We start from the raw sequence: 24,518 nt of genomic DNA on the forward strand, positions 1-24,518 counted from the left end.
ATATTATAGACGACTTTGAACTTGCTCCCCACGTCCAGCCCGAGCCCAAGCCGGTGTGTTTTCAGAGGTCCGCACAATGTTTCTCACCACAATATTGTGAGTAGATGTATGTAGACTGGCTGCGATAGCTGCTGTTATTACGGCCACTAGCTCTGTGTCAGAGGTTGTGTCCTCTTCCTCAGCCTCCTCTATTGTTGCTTCAACCGGTACAGGCACTTCCTTTTTTGTTTTCTTTTGTTCTGCACCATAAAGCATTTTTTCCATTATGGTAATGGCTAAAAATAGAAACATCAGGGCCACAAATACAATTGAAACCCCCATTACCGTGGCCTGTAAACTGCCACCTAATTTTTCCGCCATGGTCATTTGATCGATGGATACTTTCATTTTTTCTAACAAAGTCATTGACTAATCACCTCTTTTGAATTCAGTTTCATGTATTAGACTGGCAAGTTACCATGCTTTTTAGATGGTCTTGAATCTCTTTTACTGGCTAACATATTTAAGGCACTGACTAATCTTGGTCTGGTGGATGAAGGTTCAATGACATCATCAACATACCCTCTCTCCGCAGCTTTATAGGGGGTTGCAAATTCCTGTTTGTAGTTTGCAATCTTTTCCGCCCTAAGGGCTTGTGGGTCCTCTGCGTCTTTAATTTCATTACGGAAGATAATATTTGCAGCTCCTTCGGCTCCCATGACAGCAATTTCAGCTGTAGGCCATGCCAGTACTAAGTCCGCACCTAATTCTTTACAGCACATAGCAATGTATGCACCCCCATAGGCCTTTCGTACAATCAATGTAATCTTTGGTACCGTGGCTTCGCTGTAGGCATAAAGCATTTTGGCCCCATGACGAATAATCCCACCATGCTCCTGGCCTTTGCCAGGCAAAAACCCTGGTACGTCTACAATATTTAAAACTGGAATATTAAAGCAGTCACAGGTTCTAACAAATCGTGCGGCTTTATCTGAGGCATTAATGTCTAAACAGCCTGCCAATACCTTTGGTTGATTTGCAATGACCCCAACAGATTGACCATTAATACGAATAAAACCAGTGATAATATTCATTGCAAAGTATGGTTGTACTTCAAAAAAGTCTCCATCATCTGCTAGCATCTCAATAATCGTCTTCATGTCATAGGGCTTATTAGGGCTATCTGGAATCATGTCATCTAATTCTGGAATGATTCGATTAATATCGTCCTCTGTTTCAAATACCGGTGCCCCCTCCATATTGTTAGAGGGTAGGAAGCTCAATAATCTACGAATTTCTAGAATACATTCTTCATCATTATTGGCTACGCCATGGGCAACACCACTGATGCGGTTATGGGTCATGCCTCCCCCTAGCTCCTCGGAGGTGACTTCTTCTCCTGTTACGGTCTTAATGACCTGGGGTCCTGTAATAAACATTTGACTGCTTTGATCCACCATAAAAATAAAGTCTGTTAATGCCGGTGAATACACAGCGCCTCCTGCACAAGGTCCCATAATGGCAGTGATTTGAGGAATCACTCCCGAGGCAATTGTATTACGGTAAAAAATATGTGCATATCCAGAGAGGGCGTCGACTCCTTCTTGAATCCTGGCACCACCGGAATCGTTCATCCCAACGATTGGTGCCCCCATTTTCACTGCCATATCCTGTACCTTACAAATCTTTTTGGCATGCATTTCTCCTAGGGATCCACCCACAACAGTGAAATCCTGGGCGTAAGTATAAACCAATTTCCCCTCTACAGTTCCATATCCAGTGATGACACCTTCACCCGGTGCATCGACCGTTTCCATGCCAAAGTTCACGCATCTGTGCTTGACAAAACCATCTATTTCAACAAATGATCCTTCATCAAACAGTAAATTAACTCTTTCTCTAGCTGTTAACTTTCCTTTTTCATGCTGGGCCGCGATACGCTTTTCTCCGCCACCTTCTTGGATTTTTGATTTTTGCTGACGAAGCTCTTCTAACTTATGTTCAGCCATTGTATACCTCCTAATTAACAAAATATAGTACTAGGTCATAAAACCTCACCTTGATATTATAACACATAATTTACTCTTCTTGTCGCTCACTTAATTCAATTAAGACTCCATTTGTACTTTTCGGGTGACAAAAGGCAATTTTAGCTCCTCCCGCACCATATCTTGGTTTCTCATCAATCATACGGACTCCCTTTGCCTTCATTTCTTCAATGGCTTCTTCAATATTATCAACGCGGAAGGCAAGATGCTGAATTCCTTCACCCTTTTTTTCAATAAATTTAGCAATGGGACCATCTAATTCAGTAGACTGCAGTAGTTCCACCTCAGTATCTCCTACAGGTAGAAACGCAACCTTCACCTTCTGTTCTTCAACAGTTTCTGTACCCAAACATTCTAGCCCTAATATGTCTCGATAAAATTTCAGTGTCTCGTCAAGATCTTTAACAGCAATACCAATATGGTCTAATTTCCCAATTTTCATTATTTGACCTCCTTTCATTGCTCACCCTTAATAATATTTCGAATCAGTCTTTGACTAGCTCTATAAGGATCGATACTTCTATTGACTACCGATGCCGCTAAATCCTTTATCTCTTCTCTAGATTCCTGATCCCGTAGCACTCGATTGAGTAGGTTTTCTTGCGTCAATGCCAGTATCTCAAGCTCACTATTTCTTTTGCGTCTTTCTACCAACTCTCCACTTTCTACTAAGTACTGATAGTGCTTCTCCAAGCTTTCCATCAGGCTATCAATCCCCGAATTTTCCGTAGCGATGACTTGATGGACAGGGGGTCTCCAGTCCAAATGGTTAAAATCCAACATCATTTCAATTTCAATCCGCGTTCTCTCTACGCCTTCCCGGTCTGCCTTGTTGATGGCGAAAACATCTCCAATCTCCATGATCCCAGCCTTAATCGCCTGAATGTCATCCCCCAAACCAGGAACCATCACCATCAGTACCGTATCCGCTGTTTTCACAATATCAACTTCCGACTGACCCACTCCTACTGTCTCGATGATAATAAAATCCACACCATAGGCGTCTAATATTTTAATGGCGGACTGGGTGGCTCTAGAGATGCCACCCAAATGTCCCCGGGTCCCCATACTCCTAATAAAAACACCAGGATCAGTGTACAGATCACTCATTCGTATACGATCCCCTAGTATTGCTCCCCCTGTAAAAGGACTAGTGGGATCTACAGCAATAATTCCGACAGTCTTATTTTTTTTACGGAGGATTTTAACTAGCTTATCTGTTAGGGTGCTCTTACCCGCCCCAGGTGGTCCAGTGATTCCAATAATCCTTGCCTTTCCCGTATGAGGATAGAGCCTTGATAAAATCGCCGTCGCCTCTGGTTCTTCATTTTCAGCCATGGTAATTAATCTCGCTACAGCTCGTTTATCTCCTTGTAGCAGCCTCTCATCCAACTCCATGGGTCCACCGCCTTCCTATGTTCTACCTCTTTAAATTTCCGTTAATATAGTCAATGATTGTTTGAGTTGTGGTACCTGGTGTGAATATTTCAGCGATGCCACTTTCCTTTAATCCAGGAATATCTTCATCAGGAATAACGCCTCCACCAATGACTAAAGTGTCATCATAGGCATTTTCTGCCTTTAGTAGTTTAACTACCTTTGGAAAAATATGGTTATGCGCTCCAGATAGTATGCTAATGGCTACTACATCAACATCCTCTTGAATGGCCGCCTGTACTATTTGATCCGGCGTCTGTCTTAATCCCGTATAGATAACTTCCATACCAGCATCTCGTAGTGCTCTTGCAATTACCTTTGCACCACGATCATGTCCATCTAAACCTGGCTTCGCTACTAATACCCTTACTCGTCTTTCCATCTATGATACCCTCCTTTTTCATCTCTTTATAAGATAACAGTTTGCTGGTATTCTCCAAAAATTCCTCTCAGTTCATCACAGATTTCACCTAGTGTTGCATAGGCTTTCACAGCCTCTACAATATAAGGCATCAAGTTATCTTGTCCCTTGGCTGCTTCTTTTAAGGCCGATAGCTTTTCTTCTACTACTTGTTGATCTCGTTCTGCCTTTAAGCTATTAATTTTATCTTTTTGAAGCTGCTCAACAGCAGGATTCACTCTCAAAAGACCCGTTGGCGGCGCTTCTTTTACTTGGAACTTATTCATTCCTACCACAATACGTTTGCCAGATTCGATTTGTTTTTGATACTCATAGGCACTATCCATGATCTCTTGTTGCATATATCCTTTTTCAATGGCCTTTGGTGCACCACCCAAATCGTCGATTTTTTTAATATAATTTAATGCTTCTTTCTCGATGTCATTTGTTAAACTTTCAATATAATATGATCCAGCCAATGGATCAACTGTTTCTACCACGCCACTTTCATGGGCTACAATTTGCTGTGTTCTAAGTGCGATTCTAACGGAATCCTCTGTTGGCAAGGCCATTGCTTCATCCTTAGAGTTTGTATGTAGTGATTGTGTTCCACCAAGAACCGCTGCCAATGTTTGGATCGCCACACGGACAATATTATTATCTGCCTGTTGAGCCGTTAGTGTTGATCCTCCTGTTTGTGTATGGAATTTCAACTGCATGGACTTTGGATTTTTTGCTCCAAAACGTTCCTTCATAATCTTTGCCCATACCCTTCTAGCGGCACGGTACTTTGCTACCTCTTCAAGTAAATCGTTATGTGCATTAAAGAAGAAGGATAATCGAGGAGCAAATTTATCTACATCTAATCCCGCTTCAATAGCGGCTTCCACATAGGCAATTCCATCAGCTAAGGTGAAGGCCACCTCTTGTATGGCAGTACACCCAGCCTCCCTGATATGATAACCCGAAATACTAATGGTATTCCACTGTGGTACGTGATCAGAACAGTATGCAAATATATCTGTAATTAACCGCATGGATGGCTGTGGTGGGAATATATAGGTTCCCCTGGCCATATACTCTTTTAATATGTCGTTTTGTATGGTTCCCCTTAGCTTTTCAGAGGAAACACCCTGCTTTTCTCCTACAGCAATATACATGGCTAATAAAACAGAAGCTGGTGCATTAATCGTCATGGAAGTACTGACTTTATCTAGAGGAATCCCATCAAATAGGATCTCCATATCCTTTAATGAATCAATGGCAACGCCAACCTTACCTACCTCTCCTTCAGCTAAGGTATGATTTGAATCATATCCAATTTGCGTTGGTAGATCAAAGGCAACAGATAAACCCGTTTGTCCTTGCTCTAATAAATATTTATATCTCTTGTTGGACTCTTCTGCCGTAGCAAATCCCGCATATTGTCTCATTGTCCACAATCTTCCACGATACATGGTAGGCTGAACGCCCCTGGTATAAGGATATTCTCCAGGATAACCTAAATCTTCCTCATAATCAAAATCCTCTACATTAACCGGAGTATATAATCGCTCTACTTCTTCACTAGAACCAGTTAAAAATGCTTCTTTTCTCTCTGGAAATTTCGATAAGTTTTTTTGAACATGATTCTCGTCCCAACTTTCTTGACTTTTTTTAATTTTTTGCAGCTTCTCCTGATCAAACATCTTATTTCCTCCTTTTAATAAATAGAAATGGAAATGGAAGCGTAGTCGATAAATCTTTCAATTGTCCATAATAAATAATATTGAGTAATCTCTTTAGGTTTTACTCGTTTTCTTATTTCATGGAAAGGGTTGTCATTAGAAAATGTCAGTCATTTGCAATTCTTGATTCACCCCTTGCAAACATTGAAATTTAAACTGCATACCACTACAGTTATTCTACAGAGTTCTTAATATTCCTGCAACTTAATTTTTATAAATCTAAATTTCTAATGGTTATTTACTTCATTTTCCAATATTTTCTGTATTTTTCACTTAGTTTATACACATCCTAATTTTACTACGAGAGCAAAAGAGAGCGAACTAGTACTACATCCTCGAAGTAAATTCGGTGTATTGACAAAAAACCACCTAAGTACTTAGGTGGTTTTTTTATATTACTCTTCTTTTCTATTTTCCTCATTATCTTGGTCATCTTGATTATCTTTCTCTTCTTCTTTATCCGAAGATACTTCAATCAATTCTTCTTTTTCTTGTTTCTTTAAAGATACTTTAACATCTTGTTTCTTCGCATCCTCTTTAGCTACTTCAGCTTCCTCAGCTGCTTCAGCCGCTCTTTTTTTAGCTTTAACTACATTCAGCTTTGGTTGAATGTCTTCTAGTTGGTCATCCTTACCAATCACAATCTCACCCGTAAAGATCATTTCAAACGCATCGGCATCTAATGTTTCAAGCTTCAACAGCGCCTGGGCGATTACATGTAGTTTATCCATGTTTTCAGTTAAGAGCTTTTCTGTTAGCATATATGCCTCTTCAACAAACTTTCTAATTTCCTGATCAATCTCCGCAGCTACCTCTTCAGAGTAATTATGCTTAGAAGTAAAATCTCTCCCAAGAAACACCTCTGAATCTCCATCACCAAAGGTCATTGATCCTAATTTATCACTCATACCATATTGTGTCACCATTGCACGTGCAATAGATGATACTCTTTGCAAGTCATTTGAGGCTCCAGTACTAATGTCATGTAGTACGAGTTTTTCAGCTACTCGACCCCCTAATAAGTGTACAATATGTTCTTGCATTTCAGTTTTTGTTACATAATATTTATCTTCTGTAGGAAGTGTCATGGTAAACCCGCCAGCTCTTCCCCTTGGAATGATGGTTACTTGATGAACAGGGTCAGTATGGGTCAGTAGCTTTGCCACCACCGCATGGCCTGCTTCATGATAAGCGGTTAGTTTTCTTTCCTTTTCACTAATGACACGACTCTTCTTCTCTAATCCTGCAATCACTTTTGTAATCGCTTCTTCCACAGTTTCCATTTTAATTTTCTTTTCATTTTTTCTAGCTGTCAATAAAGCCGCTTCATTCATTAAATTTTCAATGTCTGCCGGTGTAAATCCTGGTGTTCTTCTGGCTAGCACCTTTAGATTCACATCTTCATCTAATGGCTTTCCTTTGGCATGCACTTGTAGAATTTGCTCTCTACCTTTAATATCCGGTGCTCCTACCATTACTTGTCGGTCAAATCGACCAGGTCTTAAAAGTGCAGGGTCTAGAATATCAGGTCTATTGGTTGCTGCAACGATAATGATTCCTTCGTTAATCCCAAAGCCATCCATTTCTACTAAGAGTTGATTCAAGGTTTGCTCCCTCTCATCATGGCCGCCACCTAATCCAGCACCTCTCTTACGACCTACAGCATCAATCTCGTCGATAAAAATGATACAAGGCGCACTTTTCTTTGCTTGTTCAAATAAATCTCTTACTCTTGATGCTCCAACTCCTACAAACATTTCTACGAAGTCAGAACCACTGATACTAAAGAAAGGTACTCCCGCTTCTCCAGCAACCGCTTTTGTTAGGTATGTTTTACCTGTTCCAGGAGGTCCAATCATTAATATCCCCTTTGGAATTCTGGCACCTAATTCAATATACTTTTTAGGGTTTTTCAAGAAGTCTACCAGCTCTTCAACCTCTGCTTTTTCCTCATCTAATCCCGCTACATCATCAAAGGTAATGCGCTTTCCTTCATCATCCTTGTGCAACTTTGCTTTACTCTTCCCAAAGGACATAACACGGTTGCCGCCCCCTTGAGATTGTTGCATGAAAACAAACCAAAAGACAATAAAGATTAAAACCATAAAAATAGAAGGTAAAAGTTCAATAAACCACGGTGTGGTTGGCGGTGGCGCTGCACTAACACGCAATCCCTCTTGATCTATCTTTTCTTCTATAATTAAAGTTAGTCTCTCTTCACTAAATACTTCAGGAACAAAAGATCGATAACTCATTTCTTCGTTATTATTGTTGACCCATATCCCTTCTACTGAACGCTCTACTAAATGGGCTTCTGTTACTCGGTCATTTACTAACGCTCTATAAAACTCTGAAAAATCTAACTCGTCTATTTCTTGAGTGGGCCTTCCAAAATTTTGGACAATAAACAAGATGATAATAAACGCTAAGATGTAAAAGCTAGCCCCACGGAAAAATTTCCTCAATTATAGTCCTCCTCTCATCGCTAATTTACTTCATTTCTAATCATTTCCTTTTCACTGCATTTTAACATTTTACCACACTATAGATTTAAAAACAACTGAAAGCTATTGTTGGTTTTCTACCTAGGCTCCTCTATTTTCTTGAACTCCACAGCTATGATTCTTGTGGTTTCATTTGTGATTTTATACTTTTCACTAATTCGATATCCAACTACCCACATGATCTCATCTCCATCACATAAAAGAGGAATCCGATTTCTTTCTTCTCTTGGAATTTTATAGTCAATGAGGAAGTCCTTTAGTTTTTTAGACCCAGTTAATCCCAAAGGATAAAAGCGATCTCCATCCATTCTGTTTCGGATAAGCAATTGCGCTTTAACCTGATCATAGTCAAAATACTTTAAGTATTTATCTCGACTAATCTCCTTTACTTCTTCTTTTTTTAAAATTCTAACACTAAAATAGCCTTCTATTTCAGGTATTGTGACTGACTCTCCTGTAACAAAATAAGAAAAGTTTTCTTGTTCTTGGTTTATTTCCGCCCCTTGTATAGCAAATCGAAGGGTTTCGTACCCTTTTTTCACAATTAAACCCTGGGGTAAATGGACTTCTTTTCCCGTGGTTTCATTTTCTAACAGGTGTAACACACTTTGAATATGCTTATATTCAAAATTTTCGCCGGACCCAATGAGTCGCTCTATTGTATACCTAATGAGCCTATTTTTTAATGATAAATGTAATGGCGTAATGCCTTTTACTGATAGTTCTAGACAATGCTCTCCCTGGCTAAAACAGACCTGCTCAAATGCTCTTTTAGTTTCCTCCTCCATATATTCATTATCCAGTTTTAAAATTTCAGCAGTTCTATGTAGTCCCTCAATGATATTAGGGTTGTAATTTTCTTTCAGATAAGGAATCAGTTCTAATCTTATTTTGTTTCGATGGTAAATAGGCTGGGAATTGGTTTGATCAATCCGTGGTGATAATTCATAGGTCTCACAATAGTCTTCAATCTTTCCTCGATCAGTTTCTAATAATGGTCGAATAATTTTATCACGCTTATGTCTGATTGCAGTTAATCCTTGAATTCCAGTTCCCCGCAAAAGTCTCATTAAAACCGTTTCCGCTTGATCATTCTGATTGTGGGCAACAGCAATTTTAGAAGCTCCTACCTTTTGTCCAATCTCTTCAAAAAACTCATATCTCAGCACCCGTCCCGCCTCTTCAGAGCTTAATCCGTTTTTCTCAGCGTAGCCAAGTACATCCATGCTTTTAACGAAGCATAAAATGTTTAGCTGCTCACAGAAATTAGCCACATATTGGGCATCCATCTGGGCATCCATGCCTCTGAAATTGTGATTCAAGTGCGCTCCATATATTTCTAGTTTATATGCTGCCTTCAATCTACTCAAAACATGAAGCAAACATACGGAATCAGGCCCTCCGGAAATGGCCACAACAACTTTATCTCCTGTTTCTAGTAAATTATATTTTTTAATGGTCTCTTGTACTTGATCTAACATATTCATCCCTCTTTTTCTGCTCTACTTGATGTTGTCAGCTTTTCATAATCATGCTACTTATCTTTTATTAATGAGTATATGCCTTCTATGACTTATCTTTCTACAAAAGAAAGATATTTCCTTCAAATTTCTCAGGAGATTTGCATCTTTTGGAGCTTACTGATTAATAAGGATTAAAAAAATCGTTAAAATAAAAAAAGAGAGGCTCCCTATAAAAATATAATCTACCCATTTCTGTGAGCAATTCATCTTTTCAAACTGTTTAACCTTCTTTTCATGACCGTAGAGTCCTTCCACCTCATTTGCAAAATCCTTTAAATAAGTATATTTTCCTTTTAGCCCATGGTTCAAAAATGTTCGATATGCTATTGATAATTTCGTCCCTGCAATTTTTTTGTTGACTGCCTGTATATTATGATTCCTTGGATTAAGCTTTTGACCAATCAGTAATTGGACTAATATCATGGTCAAAGAAAAACAAAGGTATGCCTCTGTGGCCTTTCTTTCTCCAATCCCCCAGCTGGCCTGATCATATAAGGGTGTAAATTCCTTAATCCCCCCTCCTATGTTTACCACACCACCAAGGTCTATAAACCTAATTTCTTTTTTATTTTCATCGATCATGATGTTTTCTGGCTTTAAATCCCCTAGTATGTATCCCTTTTCACCGAAAACAATCGTTCCTTTTATCAATAATCTCATTAATTTCAATGCCATTAAATAATCAATCCCAGTGTTCTCTGTATAGGTTTTCAAATTTTTCCCTGCAATATACTCTAAAATAATAAAATGAACCCTCTTCTTATCAAGTTCTAAATCGTCAATTTCTATTGCTTCCGCCACCATGCCTTCTTTGGAAAACCTTACCATGAGTTGATATTCACGATTCAGCGATAAATTGTCCTCTGAAACCTTCATAGCATATTTTTTCTGATCCTCTTCAGATTCAACTAAGTAAACAGCTCCTAGAGCCCCTTGTCCCAATTTATGAATGACACGGTACCTATTTTTTTGCCATTTCCCCTCCAGCCTTTGTCCTTTATGTAACTGTAACACCGACACAGTCTCCCCTCCTGTACGTCCATTGGAAACAGCCTCTGGACTGTTACTCTTCGATCAAAAAAAAGGTAGGTCACCACCCTACCTACCCAATATACGCCTCAACATAATCAGCTTGTTTGTTTTTCTGTTTTCCTACCCGAAGTGCTTCCAGCAGTTTAATCCCTTCCTCTATAGCAATGGCGGTGGTGGTCCCGCCCCTAGGCTTCATCTGATACAACTTTTCTTTCACATTTTTATCCTCTTCACCAAAGTGATGTATCACGCTGTATCCTTCCTTTCCCTCTCCAGGAAAAGCAACAATAGCTAGCTCCACCTTTCCTCTTCGGCCCTGGAAGGAATGAATTAAGTCAAGTATGCTATGACGAGCCAGATGGATTTTCGATGCCATGCTTCCACTACAATCCATTAAGAGACAGCATTGAATTGTCACCTCTTCGGAAAACCGATCAATGTGACCTAAAATCTTACTCCGTTCAAAGGGAGCCATTTCTTCTAGATTATGTCCCAAAACAACTTTTAGTTGTTTGTTCACCACACTTTGTAATGTTTCATTGACAGTTTTATAGGTTAAACTTTGCATCGTCTCATAGAGCTGGTCAATATAACTAAATTCGTAGCTCCCTCCCCCAGCCTTGGCAATATTAATCACTTCATCTAATGGGTTCTCTCTTTGCATTTTTCCATCCACAATACCAATAGTATTGATTACAATTCCCCTTTGGCATGCCTCTTTTGCCTTTGAGATAGGGTCTCCTCCTATGTTAGATTCTCCATCGGTTACCAATATCATTTGCCTTATGACTGCCTCCTGTTCTTTCATATGACCTCCTCCTTTTTTTACCTATTATTGTCAATGGGATATTTTTTATACACATACATGTCTCACCCAGAGCCCTATGGGCCATAAATATGACTGATGTTTCTTAAATTAAGGCAAAAAAATACACGGCTCCAAACCATGTATTATCAAGGGTACTTTTATGTTGTTTGTATTTTATTTACATTTTATTTGTGAAGCTAAAACCGATCGTTTTCCCTCGTTAATTCATCTACCTTTTCTTCTAATTGACTCACTCTTCGATTCAACTTATAGATTACCGGTAAATAAATCACGGTTACGATGATAATTGGTAGAAGTATGTTTTCCATTCGTTGCTCCTCCTCATGTTACTTTATACTGTTGATTTTTCATATCACTTTATTTTTCGCGTTACCATTTGCTGAACAATAAAGGAGGCCACATCTTCTGCATATCTTCCGGATCCAAAGCCTGCATCATATCCTAGTTCCTTGGCTAATTCATGAGAAAGCCTAGGTCCACCGCATACCAGTATAATTCTATCTCTCATTCCTTCAGCTTCTAGTAATTCTACTAAATGGGTGAGGTTTGGAATGTGTACATCTTTCTGGGTCACTACCTGGGAAACCAGGATGGCATGAGCCTTTAACTCTATGGCTTTAGCCACTAGATCCTCATTGGACACTTGACTCCCTAGGTTATGGGCATCCATTCCTTTATACCTTTCCAGTCCATAATGGCCATCAAAGCCCTTCATGTTCATAATTGCATCAATTCCCACCGTATGAGCATCGGTTCCTGTACAGGCCCCCACAACAACAACCTGCCCCCCGATATTTTCTTCAATAAACTTCTCCACTTCTTTCTTGGATAGGGTATCACTCTCTACCTTAGGAACATGAATACTGGTAAAGTCTATGGTGTGTCGACATTTTCCATAAAGAATAAAGTACGTATAGCCGATTCCTAAATCCATGGCGTGGACAACACTGGGTTCTTCTAAACCCATTTGTAGGGCCAACCGCTTAGCTGCTTCTTTTGCCTCTTCTCCATGGGGGATCGGTAATGTAAAGCTCACCTGAGTCATACCATCATTTAATGTATCTCCGTAAGGTTTTACGCTTGTATAATCTATTTTCTCTTGTGCCATTACCTTTTCCCCCCTAACATCATATCGATAAAAGGATTGAAATAGCCCTCTGCTCTTTGGACAACACCTTCCAAACCCTTTCCACCAGTTCGAGCTCGCTTGACCCCCCCAAATTTACCTTCCTCAATGGTTTGCCACAAGCCATCTCTTTCAATTTGCTCTACTAGCTTTGTTGCATTATATAATACCTCTTGGGCTCTTTTTTGAATTCGACCATCCTGTTTAAATTCAATTTCTTCTCCAATATCTTTACAGTTATTGAAAATGTATTTTGCATTTTCAATTGCCAAGGCTCGATCCTGTAGATGAGGTGTATGAATTGCCTCTGTTAGCATACCCAATAATTGAATCCCTTGATTTGTCCAAATGGAGACCAAGTTAAACATCGCATTTTGTACATGCCCTTTAAAAATATTCCCTGTCATAAATTTAGTAGGAGGCATATATTTCAGGGGAGCTTTAGGGAAAATTTCCCTTGTCATTTCCGCCTGGGCCAGCTCCCATAAGAATCCATTCTCTAATTCAGGATTCATTTCAAATGTGTGCCCCAATCCCATTTGTTCTTCAGGAATTGCTGCCTTTAATGCAAATTGTTCATTGATCAATTGAGAGGCTAATACCGTATGGGCCTCTTCAACAGCATCGGCAGTTGTTAGATAGTTGTCTTCTCCTGTATTGATAATAATCCCTGCATAGCCATTGATGATACGGGAAAAGTATTGATCTACTAAGGTTCTTTGCATGTTAATATCCCTAAATAGAATACCATATAAAGCATCATTCAACATGACATCTAATCTTTCCATTGCTCCCATGGCTGCAATTTCAGGCATGCAAAGCCCCGAGCAGTAGTTACAGAGACGAATATAACGTCCTACTTCTTCTCCTACCTCGTCCAATGCCTTCCTCATCAATCTAAAATTCTCCTGTGTGGCATAGGTTCCACCAAATCCTTCAGTGGTTGCTCCATAGGGTACATAGTCAAATAGACTTTGGGCCGTACTTCGTATCACAGCAATAATATCCGCCCCTTGTCTCGCCGCGGCTTGGGCTTGAACTACATCTTCATAAATGTTTCCTGTGGCAACGATTACATATAAATAAGGTTTATTGCCTTCACCTAGGTTTTCAATATACCCATTTCGTTCTTCTCGATTCCCTCGGATTCGCTCTACCATTTCACCAGCGATTAAGTTAATGGATTTTTTGATCTTTTCACTATCCTGTATAGGCATTTTTAACAAGTCCAGTTGCCCTTGGGCAACAGCCTCTGCAATCTCTTGAGGGGATTGATTTGTTTGAACCATGGCATTCCCCATCCAGTAGGCAATCCCCTGTCCCAATCCACCTCCATTTTTGATATGGTCCACCACGATATTCGGTAGCGGTGTCTCCATCTCATCCACACCGTCAATGCCCAGAAGCCTGGCAATTGTTCTCTCTACTGTCACAGTGGTATGCTCATCTATAAATTTTTGCGTATCCTCTGCAATGTTTCGAGCTGCACTTCTGGCCTGTGCAATTAAATTCCCATCTAAATTCAACTTGCTTCTCATTTCTTTGCCTCCTTTTCAAAATACACTTTATTTCATCCATGCCTAATCCGATTCATGATGGCTTCACGTGCACCCTCAATAATGTCTTCTCTCAATCCCATTACCTTAGCAATAAACAGGGCATCCTTGGGCACATCTACATTTTTTTGTACTTCTTCTAAACGATAGTCCATGTATTTCTCTAAAATAGCTCGATGCTGATCAGTTTGTTGTAGCTCTTCCTTTAAATCCTCTATTGTCACATTCTTCAACCCTACTACTTGGAGATGTTTGATGCCCTCTATATCACCTAATCCATCAAAATGAGTTGTAACGACGGTAATGGTTGGTAGCTTCTTTAAGTAGTCAATGACCCCCTTGGAAATCCCATAGCCTTCTATTGGATTGGTTCCCCTGGCCAGCTCATCCATTAATATTAAACCGCCCTCTTGAGCACGTTCTAATACCTGTTGGAGATGATAGATCTCTCCCCCAAAGGTTGAAAGTCCTTCTTCTTCCGATTGTTCATCTCCAGTTGAAAAGTAAAGGAAAGGAACTAAAGAAAGGGTTGCTTCTTCCGCTGGTATATAAAGACCTAGCTGGGTCATGGCTACTAACAGAGTCACTGTTTTTAATGCCACAGTTTTGCCCCCCATGTTAGCTCCCGTGATGACTGTCACTCCAGAAGCTATGTCTATATCAATAGGGGTATAGCTTTCTCCTCGACGCTTTACATTTTCTTCCACAGGAATATATCGACCCTTCTTAAACCTAATTGATGGTGTCTCTACAATGTGGGGACGAACTCCATTCACTTCCCATGCTAGTCTAGCCTTGGCTAGCATTAAATCTAATGTTCCAATGGATTGTATATTATTATCTAAGGCTTCAATATGCTTCCCAATTCCACTGGTGAGCTCTTGTCGAACGAGAAATTCTTCTTCTTCCTCTTGTACTTTCATCCGTTCTAGTGCTTCAATGTATTCTTTCACTTCATTAGAAGGCTTCACTTTAAAGCTAATGCTTCGAAAGCTTTCACTTGATAAAATAAGCAGGGGACACAGGGATGCCCTTTGAATTTTATCTTCTTCTCCCTTTGCAATAAAGATTTCTCCATTGCTGCTTAGTTTGATTCCTGTCGTTTCATGTACTTGGACATTACGTTTTCGATTTTCCTGTCTGATTTGTTCTTCCAGCCGTTGCTTTTCATCTCGTATTTCTTTGAGTCTTTTGGAATAGCAGGCATACAAATAAAATGTGTCCAGTCCACTTTTCTCAGGATCCAGTAACTCCCATAGGTCCTTCAAAGATCTTAAGTAAAAAATAGGCAGATACAATAATGTATTTTCCTCTAAATATTTTCTCAATACTTCCATGGTTTTTACTTGTCGCTTGATTTCAAAAATCTCTACTTCATTGAGCACTTCTTCTCTTCTGATTCGAGCAGCAGATCCCCTGATATCCTTAAACTCCTTAAGCTGTCTTCTCATTATCCATTGTGCATCTTTATTGATATCTAGCTCTTTTATAAGACTCTCCAGATGATCAAAATGCTTTTTCAGTTCATCTTCTTCCCCCATTTGAAAGACCTTTAATTGCTTTCTCATGGTTTTACCATAGGGTGTTTCAACCGACAGTCGTTGGATCATTTCTTGTAGTTTAATCCCTTTAGCGGCTTTTTCTGACACCCATTCATTAATCATATATCTCATCCTCTAACATGAGATCCACCACGGGTAGACCTCCCAATTGTGCCCGAATTCCATCGCGAAAGACCTCCGGTTGAAAATGATATCCCTGAGGGGCATATGGGTTTACCGTGACGGCTAATGTGTGTATTTCATCCATTACGGCGATTTGAATTCCTCTACGCTTTAATAAAATCCATTCCTTTGCAGAAATAAATAGCTTAGTTGCATCCTGTATGATAAATGTCACTTGCTTATAATAAGGAGTCACAGCAATGATATCCTCTAATGTCTTATACACCAGACTCCCACTAATTAAAACATAGGTACTCTTTTCCTCTAAGACCCCACCAATCATACGTCCACTATTTAAGGCAGTGGGGATATCCAACATTCTCAGCATCCCCTCTGCGTCTATAATGGCATACCCTTTCTCGGCGAAAATCTTCTGGGCTAGCGCTTTTATATTTTCATCTTGTATTCCCTTCATATTAAACAAATCAACCTGATGTGCTGTTTCTAGAAACACATGTTGCATATTGCGGCTGACCACAGCTCCGGTTGCTAAAATAGTTGCCTGGGTAATCCCAGGGGAGGCAGCGGTTTTACGGTTAATGGCTCCATCGACAATGACAATTTCAGCACCATAGGCACACATTTTAGCAGCAATATCCCGGATTTGATGATTCGTTTCTGGCCCAGCCAATTCCATTAAGCCTTCAGATTTTACCCTGGCAATGATGACTGGCCCCATTGGCGTTTCACAATCGGTTACTTCTAAAATCTCTAGCTTTGCGCCGCTGGCAAGAAATGTCGCCTGGGCTGTGGCTACTATGGTCTCTTTATATACATAAATTCTTGGTTTTTCTGTCATTGTTACAATGTCCTGCTTTTCTCCATCCCGTCCTGTGGAAGTTAAACCCAGTATGATCTCTTGCTCCGCTGCTTCTTGGATCAAACGATTTAATGTTACGGTTTTACCGGCATTTTTTCCCATTCCTACCACAGAAACAGTTTGATATTGATGATGGATTAAATTCATTAAACGCATAAAACGCCCCCCTATCAATCACTACCCTTTACTTACTCTCGATCATGTCTCTCTAGTTGGGCTGGCTCCATAGAAATTAGATTTCCTTGCAATAATCCCGCCACCCCTTGAAGTTTATGTTCTTTTTTACCCGTACAAATATCACAGGTACAGGCAGACTCATTACTCTCTGGCTCAGTATATGTTGTGATTACACCTTCATAATTTCGTAGGACAACCTTGTTATTAGATTGAGATAACACATAATTAGGCATCACAGGAATCTTACCGCCTCCACCTGGGGCATCGACCACAAATGTGGGTACTGCATAACCTGAAGTATGGCCCCTCAACCCTTCTATAATTTCAATTCCTTTAGCTACAGGTGTCCTAAAGTGTTCAATTCCTCGAGATAAATCACATTGATAAATGTAATAAGGTCTCACCCGCATCTTCACCATGTCATGAACTAAATCCCTCATGATGTGGACACAGTCATTAACCCCTTTTAATAAAACCGATTGATTCCCAAGGGGAATCCCTGCGTTGGCTAAGAGCTCTATGGCCTCTTTCGATTCCTTTGTGATTTCCTTTGAATGATTAAAATGCGTATTTAACCAAATTGGGTGATATTTTTTCAACATATTCACAAGACTAGGTGTGATCCGTTGTGGCATCACCACTGGAACCCGTGACCCTAATCGAATGATCTCAACATGTTCAATTGCTCGTAGCTTACTAATAATATATTCTAATCGTTCATCAGATGCTAATAAACAATCTCCTCCAGATAATAATACATCTCGAATTTGAGGGGTTTTAGCAATATAATCAATGGCTGCATCAATACGGTCTAAAGGCATTCCACTGTCCTGTTGCCCGGCGAATCTTCTTCGGGTGCAGTGTCTGCAGTACATAGAACACATATCTGTAATCAGTAGTAAAACACGATCAGGATAACGATGGGTCAGTCCTGGTACTGGCGAGTCCACATCCTCGTGCAATGGATCATCCATATCAGCACTTCCCATGGAGAGCTCACTCATAATAGGCACTGCCTGCATACGTACCGGACAGTTTGAATCCTCCTTATCCATTAAAGATGCATAGTAAGGTGTAATGCCCATTCTAAGGGTTTGTAGACACTCTTCAATTGCTTCCTCTTCCTGGCTGGTCAAATCAATTACCTTTTTTAAATCTTCTACCGTTGCAATCCGATTTTTAACCTGCCATTCCCAATCATTCCACTGTTCTTCCGTAACATCCTTCCATAATTCAATCTCTTTATAATGACGCATACTTTTTCCTCCTCTTTGTGATTAAGCGTACAATTCCTCGTAGACTTTTCTAAGTGGTTCGCTTTCTCTCATGATTTGAAGTGCGATTTCTGCGTGTCCCTTTGTATAGCCATTTCCCATAATCATCGTTGTATCTCTTCCTACTCCTTCAGCCCCCAGGGCAGCCTTTGTGAAATTCGTTGCCATACTAAAGAAGTAGATTAATCCATCGTCCTTGGCTGCTAAAATACTAGCCATTTCCGTATTAGGTACATTGACGCAGTTAATCACGATATCAGCCATTTGTCCGTCGGTGACTCTTTTTACTTTTTCCATCACTTCCACAGCATTGGTGGCATCGGCTACGATATATTCATCTGCCAATTGAGCCTCCTGTACTCTCTTAATGGACTTTTCACTGTGGGTTAAACAAATCACCTTTCCTGTGATTCCCGCACGTTTTTTTGCCTCATATAGACAGAGCATTCCTGATTTTCCTGCGCCACCAATCACCATCACTGTGTCTCCCGGTTTCACAAGCTTAGCAGTTTGAGCCGGGGCTCCTGCCACATCTAATACTGAAAGGGCTAGGTTTTCAGGCAAATCCTCAGGGATAACGGCATAAATTCCACTTTCGAATAATATTGCCTTCCCTTGTATATCTACTTGATCTATGTCTTTTCGCACTTCATGAATTTCATCAATCTTTAAGGGTGTTAGGGACAAAGACACCAGGGTTGCAATTTTGTCCCCAACTTTTAATGGACATTTCCCTTCTAGGGCAGGTCCAATTTTTTCAACTCGACCAATAAGCATACCGCCGGAACCAGTCACAGGATTTTGATGCTTTCCCTTAGTTTCTACGATTTTCTTCATAATAGCCTTAATTTTTTCTATGTTTCCTCCTGCCTCTTCTTTAATTTGAGTAAAGCTGGCAGAATCAATGTTTAATGTTTGTACATCGATTAAAATTTCGTTATCATAAATCGCCATATCATTGTCAATTCGATTGGCCGGTTGAGGTAGTACTCCTTGTGGCTCAATCACACGATGTGTTCCAAATGGACATCCTTTTTTCATTTTGCATCCCCCTTTTATTAAAAACCTTTGAAATACTGAAACAAATATATGTTTTTTCATAATTTTCACCAATACTTATATTTGCAACATTTATGCCAATTCCAATATTTTTTTCTAACTGGAAATTTTGACCCCTGATAACCATTGATATTCCAATGGTTATCAGGATAATATTTCAACAAGTTATTTCTAAAAGAGAGGTGGAAATCAATTAATCCTAAATAAACAAAAAATAATTGCCGGTTTTCAGGCAATTATTTTATTTTAAACTTTTCCATCTTATACTGTAAAGTTTGCCTTGGAATAGCAAGCTGCTTTGCGGCTTTGGAAACATTTTTATTTGTATCCCCAAGGGCCTTTTCTATCAACTGTTTCTCTACTGACTGCAATCGTTCACGTAAAGAGAGGTGATCCTCCATGCCTTCCTGTATTCCCCTTAGCCTCATCCTATCCTGAATATAATAGGGCAGATCCTCCTCATGAATCAAATCATCCTCTAAAATATTCATAGCACCTTCAATGATATGCTCTAGCTCTCTTACATTTCCTGGCCATTGATGGGCATTAAAAATCTCAATGACCTCTTTAGAAATACCTTGAACCTTTTTCTGAAGTCTCTTGTTAAACTTCTTAATGAAAAATGCAACCAAGTAGGGGATATCTTCCTTCCGTTCTCTTAGATCCGGTACCCGTAGGGATACGACACTTAAACGATAAAAGAGATCACTACGCAAATGATGTTGGTCTACTGCTTGTAGTGGGTCCATGTTCATGGCCGCAATAATTCTCACATCCACCGGCCGTGTTCTGATATCTCCCACCCGCCGAATGGAATGCTCCTCCAAGACCCGCAGTAGCTTCGCCTGCAGTTCAATTGGCATAGAGTTGATTTCGTCCAAAAACAAGGTACCTCCATTGGCTAGCTCAAACAGACCAGATCGATCCTCCGCATCTGTAAAGCTTCCTTTTACTGTCCCAAATAGGATACTCTCCAAAAGTGTTGCAGGAATTGCCGCACAGTTTTGAGCAATAAAGGGTTGATTACGTCTGTCACTGGCATTGTGTATGGATTGAACGATTAATTCCTTGCCCGTTCCGGTACTGCCATAAATCATAATTGAAGAGGGGGTATTGGCTGCCTTCAATGCCCTGGTCTTCAATCTTTGAATCTCTCGACTTCGTCCAATGATGTCTACAAAGGTATACTTAGCTGTTCCTTTGCTCTCATCACTTTCATGCTTTTCTCCTCGATAAAGCTTTCTTTGCAAATCCACTAGTTTTTCTGAGAGGGCCTTTACCTGAGTAATATCCTGTGAAATTTCTAAGGCTCCGATTACTTTTCCTTTTTCCTTAAGGGGAATTGATGAATTAGTGGTTATAATCTTATGCCCTAAATAGTTGACGAAGGTTTGTTGTACATCAAAGATAGGCTCACCGGTCTCAATGACCTGAAGTAACGTACTTGTTTCCTCTGTTAAGGAAGGATAGATTTCCAGGATACTTCGCCCCTCGGCTTCCACGCGACTCACATTATCAAGTTGCGCCGTTGCCGGATTGCAGTAGACGATAGTCCCTCTATGATCGATGATTTGAACCCCTTCCTTTACATAATCTAAAATAGATAATAGGTTCTGAGGAGTAAAGATTTTATTCATTTTCACACCGCCCATTTTCAGGCTACAACGAGCCAAATTTTCGGCACTTCTATTTAATTATAACAATCTTTGTCAATAAAATCAAACAACCTCCTAATCTCTAGGAGGTCTTGGTCCTTGATATTGGTAGTATTGACACTCTATCCTACCATTATATAGCTTTCTTCGTCGGTCTGCTTTTTTGCCAAAATGCGTTTCAAATTTATCGTGTGCCGTCAATATATAATGGGACCATGTTTCCATTTGTCCAAAGGTGTCTCCCATTACCTCATATAAGGCTTCCACTTCTTCTCGCTCCCCTAACCGTTCACCATAGGGAGGATTGGATAGGGTGCATCCATAGTCAAAACGGGATCTCAACTCTTTTACATCCAATTTTTGTAGATGAATATCCCCCTCTAGCATAGCCTCTTTTACATGATATCTAGCCAAGCTTAACACATCCCCATCAACATCGGATCCATAAATCCTTAAGGTTCGTTCATAGTCCGCTAGGTCGTGGGCTTCCTTCCGTGCCTCTCGCCAAAGTTCCTTAGATAATGATGGCCATTCCTCCGAAACGAAGGTTCGATTCATTCCTGGAGCTATGTTTCTTCCGATTAAAGCTGCTTCAATAGGAATCGTTCCAGATCCACAAAAAGGATCAATTAGAACCCGATCAGGATTCCAAAAACTCAGTTGAATTAATGCCGCAGCCAGGGTTTCTTTTAATGGTGCTTGGTTGGCTAGCTTCCGATATCCTCTTTTATGTAGTCCCGCTCCAGTGGTATCCATTGTTAATGTAACAACATCCTTTAATATCCCTACTTCAATTCGATAGGTTCCCTTGGTTTCTTCAAACCATTCTGTATGATATTTTGACTTTAGTTTCTCCACCACTGCCTTTTTAACAATAGATTGACAATTGGGTACACTGGCAAGTTGAGACTTAATAGACTTTCCATCTACTGGAAAAATGCCATCCTTAGGAATCCACTCATGCCATGGTAGGGCCTTTGTCTTTTCAAAAAGCTCATCGAAGGTTGTGGCCTTGAACTGTCCTATTTTAATTAAAACACGATCCGCAGTCCGAAGCCATAAATTCGTCCGACAAATAGCAGATTCATCTGCTGTAAAAGTAACCCTTCCATTTTCCACCTCTACATCTTCATACCCTAATTTCTTTACCTCTCTTGCTACCACTGCCTCTAAACCAAAGGTAGCCGTTGCAATTAATTCTACTTTTCTTCCCATGTTTTCACTCCTATTTATCAACATTTTATCTTCAGGGTATAATTTCCCACCTGATTCACCTATGTTTCAGCTTGCTGAAACAAGTTCACTTTCTTTACCTTCGGTGTATTGTCCTTATTTTTTAGCTTTCTTCCCTTGATTATACTGACCTTTTTCAACTTCCTTTTTAATCCATCCCCACATCATATTTCCCCACACAGCTCCTAAGGCACAGAAAATCATTAAAGTCAGTATTCCATTGGTCGAAAAGATATCTTCAGATATTTGACTCAAGGACAATCCATTTCTAACTACGCCTACAATCAATAGAAATATGAAGCCCGTAGTGATTCCCCAGTTTAAGACCCCATGTCTAAAAATGTATTTGAATTTCCCTTTTTCATAGGCTTTGATCAACTGCTGCGTTTGTTTAGTTGGCTGAGCCTTTTTACCCATTGTGATCCCACCTCATTTCTTTATTTACCTTGGTTGTATGAATATGAATTTAACTTCTATTATATCATCTATTTTTCCTTTTTTGACTCATTTTATGGTTTATCGACATTTATCTTTTTAATTTTTGTGCAATCATCTCTATTTCGACTTTTGCCCCAAGAGGTAATGACGCAACCCCAATGGTTGTCCGTGCCGGATAGGGCGCAGAAAATTGATTTAAATATACATTAAATAAGTTTTTAAAGCACTGCTTACTTTGTATCCCTATATCACCTTCAATTTGTTTTGTAACGTCACAATGATCACTTCTGGTCTGTTGAAAATCCTAATGGGAATAATACTATTCCCTAAACCTCTACTGACAACCATGGTCGTGCCTTCAACTGTATATGCGCCACTGGTGTATTTAGGAAAAAAACCTTGACCTGGGGCAATTAATCCACCTATCAATGGTAGTCTAAATTGACCTCCATGGGCATGACCAGAAAACACTAAGTCTAGTTTATTCTCTGCATATAAGTCTAGCAATTCAGGTCTATGTGAAAGAAGAATTTTAAAAGTTTGTGGATTATCTGCAGTTAATGTTTTCAAACTTTCCCTCAGTTGAGCTGTAGGATTATCCTCCATATAATTCGAGGGTATAAAAGCCGGATCTGATAAACCAACTAATTCAATAAACGAATCTTTATTTTCTATTTCTACCACTGTATCATCCAATACAAAAACCCCTGCCTCCCTTAGTTTTTGAGTCAGTTCACCATACACACCTGATCTGGCTTCGTGGTTCCCTGATACAAAATAAACTGGAGCAATATTAACAGCACCATTTATGAAATCCATGGCAATGTCCACATTGGTACGTCTACTATCGATCAAATCCCCTGTCACTACGATTATATCAGGCTTTACCTTTTCTATTTTATTTAGTAAGCCCGATTGATTTTGTTTAAACTCCTTATTATGCAAATCAGATATTTGAACAATGGTATATCCATTAAAATCATTTGGTATTTTAGTATTGCTAAATTCAATAGTAGTTAAAACGATATGGTTGTTTTGCCATATACCAAATAAAATCAAGCCCAGGATTACAAATAAAAATGTAAGGATGAGCTGAATTTCTCCAAATTTCATTTTCACACACTTTCCCCCTATTATATAACTGTTTTCATTTAATTTTTTTCCGTATATTAGCAACATCTATCTCCTTATTTATTAGGATACTCCTCAAACCTTTTCCTCGAGATTCTTTTGTCACGTATATTCTTTCAATTTCTTAGTATTGGCTCATTATATGGGGTTGTGCTAAATAACTAATTAAAAAGTTGTATAAACTTCCAAGCTATATACGCTAACAATACAGTCTTAAAGAAAAACTTTATCAAGACAGTATCTTTAGACATAGGAGAAATCATAGCATCCATATCTTCTACTATCTCTTCTAAGTTAGGAATATCATTTTTATGTTCTATGATTAAACGATGTCTTTTAGTTGATAACATACTGGGATTAATAGCTACTCTACTTTCTATATGTTGATCCAAAAATAAAAATATCGTTTTTTCTTCATCAGACTCTTCTTTTATTAATATTAAATTTCTTTTGTTGAAAACATCCTCCAGTAGGTTTTCTAACTGTGCTTTGTAAATATTTTCAACTTTAATCTCTAACTTATGCAACGTGTCATAAATCAATCCATAGGCGATCCATCCACAGAATATAACTTCTATATAAAATTTAATGCTACTATCTCCCTTTATTAACGAATCTGTAATCCCGCTAATCATTAAATAGGTTGTTAATAAAACCAATATCCAGCTTATCAATCTAGATTGAACAAAAACATTACAAGCCTTTAATCGCTTTATGTTTATACTCAGATATCTTATTATCAATATAATCAAAAGTCCCCTTATTAGGATCATACCTATGTCCACCCAATCATCCCCCTATTATCTATATCTTAAGCAATCGATGAATCAATAGTATTAGCTGTAT

General features: G+C 39.3%; 23 protein-coding genes. All 23 read right to left on the reverse strand.

Going from position 1 to position 24,518, the window contains the following annotated elements:
- Positions 1-3: 3 nt before the first annotated feature.
- The gene (locus tag AMET_RS24640) at positions 4-405 is read right to left on the reverse strand and encodes an OadG family protein (RefSeq protein ID WP_012064321.1); all 402 of its coding nucleotides are present in this window, start codon (positions 403-405) and stop codon (positions 4-6) included.
- A gap of 35 nt (positions 406-440) precedes the next feature.
- Entirely contained in the window at positions 441-1,988 is a 1,548-nt protein-coding gene (locus AMET_RS22685) for an acyl-CoA carboxylase subunit beta (protein WP_012065498.1), read from the reverse strand.
- A gap of 70 nt (positions 1,989-2,058) precedes the next feature.
- Positions 2,059-2,469, reverse strand: a complete 411-nt coding sequence (mce, locus tag AMET_RS22690) for a methylmalonyl-CoA epimerase (protein ID WP_012065499.1) — start codon at positions 2,467-2,469, stop codon at positions 2,059-2,061.
- 14 nt (positions 2,470-2,483) lie between these two features.
- The gene (gene meaB / locus AMET_RS22695; protein WP_012065500.1) at positions 2,484-3,425 is read right to left on the reverse strand and encodes a methylmalonyl Co-A mutase-associated GTPase MeaB; all 942 of its coding nucleotides are present in this window, start codon (positions 3,423-3,425) and stop codon (positions 2,484-2,486) included.
- A gap of 22 nt (positions 3,426-3,447) precedes the next feature.
- Positions 3,448-3,846, reverse strand: coding sequence for a cobalamin B12-binding domain-containing protein (locus tag AMET_RS22700; RefSeq protein WP_012065501.1), 399 nt, complete (start codon positions 3,844-3,846; stop codon positions 3,448-3,450).
- Between the two features lie 26 nt (positions 3,847-3,872).
- Positions 3,873-5,552, reverse strand: a complete 1,680-nt coding sequence (locus AMET_RS22705; RefSeq protein WP_012065502.1) for an acyl-CoA mutase large subunit family protein — start codon at positions 5,550-5,552, stop codon at positions 3,873-3,875.
- A 434-nt stretch (positions 5,553-5,986) separates the two neighbouring features.
- Positions 5,987-8,056, reverse strand: a complete 2,070-nt coding sequence (gene ftsH, locus AMET_RS22710; RefSeq protein ID WP_012065503.1) for an ATP-dependent zinc metalloprotease FtsH — start codon at positions 8,054-8,056, stop codon at positions 5,987-5,989.
- A gap of 116 nt (positions 8,057-8,172) precedes the next feature.
- A complete protein-coding gene (gene tilS / locus AMET_RS22715) occupies positions 8,173-9,576 on the reverse strand; it encodes a tRNA lysidine(34) synthetase TilS (RefSeq protein ID WP_012065504.1) in 1,404 nt (467 codons plus the stop codon).
- 156 nt (positions 9,577-9,732) lie between these two features.
- Positions 9,733-10,638, reverse strand: a complete 906-nt coding sequence (locus AMET_RS22720; RefSeq protein ID WP_041721239.1) for a protein kinase domain-containing protein — start codon at positions 10,636-10,638, stop codon at positions 9,733-9,735.
- Between the two features lie 82 nt (positions 10,639-10,720).
- A complete protein-coding gene (locus AMET_RS22725; protein WP_012065506.1) occupies positions 10,721-11,458 on the reverse strand; it encodes a VWA domain-containing protein in 738 nt (245 codons plus the stop codon).
- Between the two features lie 197 nt (positions 11,459-11,655).
- Positions 11,656-11,787, reverse strand: a complete 132-nt coding sequence (locus AMET_RS26995; protein ID WP_012065507.1) for a hypothetical protein — start codon at positions 11,785-11,787, stop codon at positions 11,656-11,658.
- 44 nt (positions 11,788-11,831) lie between these two features.
- Entirely contained in the window at positions 11,832-12,587 is a 756-nt protein-coding gene (gene kamE, locus AMET_RS22730) for a lysine 5,6-aminomutase subunit beta (protein WP_012065508.1), read from the reverse strand.
- Positions 12,587-14,143, reverse strand: coding sequence for a lysine 5,6-aminomutase subunit alpha (gene kamD / locus AMET_RS22735; RefSeq protein WP_012065509.1), 1,557 nt, complete (start codon positions 14,141-14,143; stop codon positions 12,587-12,589). The genes kamE and kamD overlap by 1 nt, the downstream gene beginning before the upstream one ends.
- A gap of 32 nt (positions 14,144-14,175) precedes the next feature.
- Positions 14,176-15,825, reverse strand: coding sequence for a lysine 5,6-aminomutase reactivase ATPase KamC (gene kamC, locus AMET_RS22740; RefSeq protein WP_012065510.1), 1,650 nt, complete (start codon positions 15,823-15,825; stop codon positions 14,176-14,178).
- On the reverse strand, positions 15,818-16,861 hold the full coding sequence (kamB, locus tag AMET_RS22745) for a lysine 5,6-aminomutase reactivase subunit KamB (RefSeq protein ID WP_012065511.1): 1,044 nt from the start codon (positions 16,859-16,861) through the stop codon (positions 15,818-15,820). The genes kamC and kamB overlap by 8 nt, the downstream gene beginning before the upstream one ends.
- 32 nt (positions 16,862-16,893) lie before the next feature.
- A complete protein-coding gene (gene kamA, locus AMET_RS22750) occupies positions 16,894-18,138 on the reverse strand; it encodes a lysine 2,3-aminomutase (RefSeq protein ID WP_012065512.1) in 1,245 nt (414 codons plus the stop codon).
- A gap of 21 nt (positions 18,139-18,159) precedes the next feature.
- Positions 18,160-19,197: an L-erythro-3,5-diaminohexanoate dehydrogenase gene (gene kdd, locus AMET_RS22755; RefSeq protein ID WP_012065513.1), complete on the reverse strand. Its 1,038-nt coding sequence runs from the start codon at positions 19,195-19,197 to the stop codon at positions 18,160-18,162.
- A 254-nt stretch (positions 19,198-19,451) separates the two neighbouring features.
- The gene (locus tag AMET_RS22760) at positions 19,452-20,852 is read right to left on the reverse strand and encodes a sigma-54 interaction domain-containing protein (RefSeq protein ID WP_012065514.1); all 1,401 of its coding nucleotides are present in this window, start codon (positions 20,850-20,852) and stop codon (positions 19,452-19,454) included.
- A 93-nt stretch (positions 20,853-20,945) separates the two neighbouring features.
- Positions 20,946-22,085, reverse strand: coding sequence for a THUMP domain-containing class I SAM-dependent RNA methyltransferase (locus tag AMET_RS22765; protein WP_012065515.1), 1,140 nt, complete (start codon positions 22,083-22,085; stop codon positions 20,946-20,948).
- Positions 22,086-22,199: 114 nt separating this feature from the next.
- The gene (locus AMET_RS22770) at positions 22,200-22,520 is read right to left on the reverse strand and encodes a hypothetical protein (protein WP_012065516.1); all 321 of its coding nucleotides are present in this window, start codon (positions 22,518-22,520) and stop codon (positions 22,200-22,202) included.
- 109 nt (positions 22,521-22,629) lie between these two features.
- Positions 22,630-22,800, reverse strand: coding sequence for a RidA family protein (locus tag AMET_RS27460; protein ID WP_083761111.1), 171 nt, complete (start codon positions 22,798-22,800; stop codon positions 22,630-22,632).
- Entirely contained in the window at positions 22,785-23,654 is an 870-nt protein-coding gene (locus AMET_RS22775; RefSeq protein WP_041721978.1) for a metallophosphoesterase, read from the reverse strand. The genes AMET_RS27460 and AMET_RS22775 overlap by 16 nt, the downstream gene beginning before the upstream one ends.
- Before the next feature lie 179 nt (positions 23,655-23,833).
- On the reverse strand, positions 23,834-24,457 hold the full coding sequence (locus AMET_RS22780; RefSeq protein ID WP_041721240.1) for a hypothetical protein: 624 nt from the start codon (positions 24,455-24,457) through the stop codon (positions 23,834-23,836).
- Positions 24,458-24,518 lie beyond the last annotated feature (61 nt).

Source organism: Alkaliphilus metalliredigens QYMF (genome assembly GCF_000016985.1).
Classification (GTDB): domain Bacteria; phylum Bacillota; class Clostridia; order Peptostreptococcales; family Natronincolaceae; genus Alkaliphilus_A; species Alkaliphilus_A metalliredigens.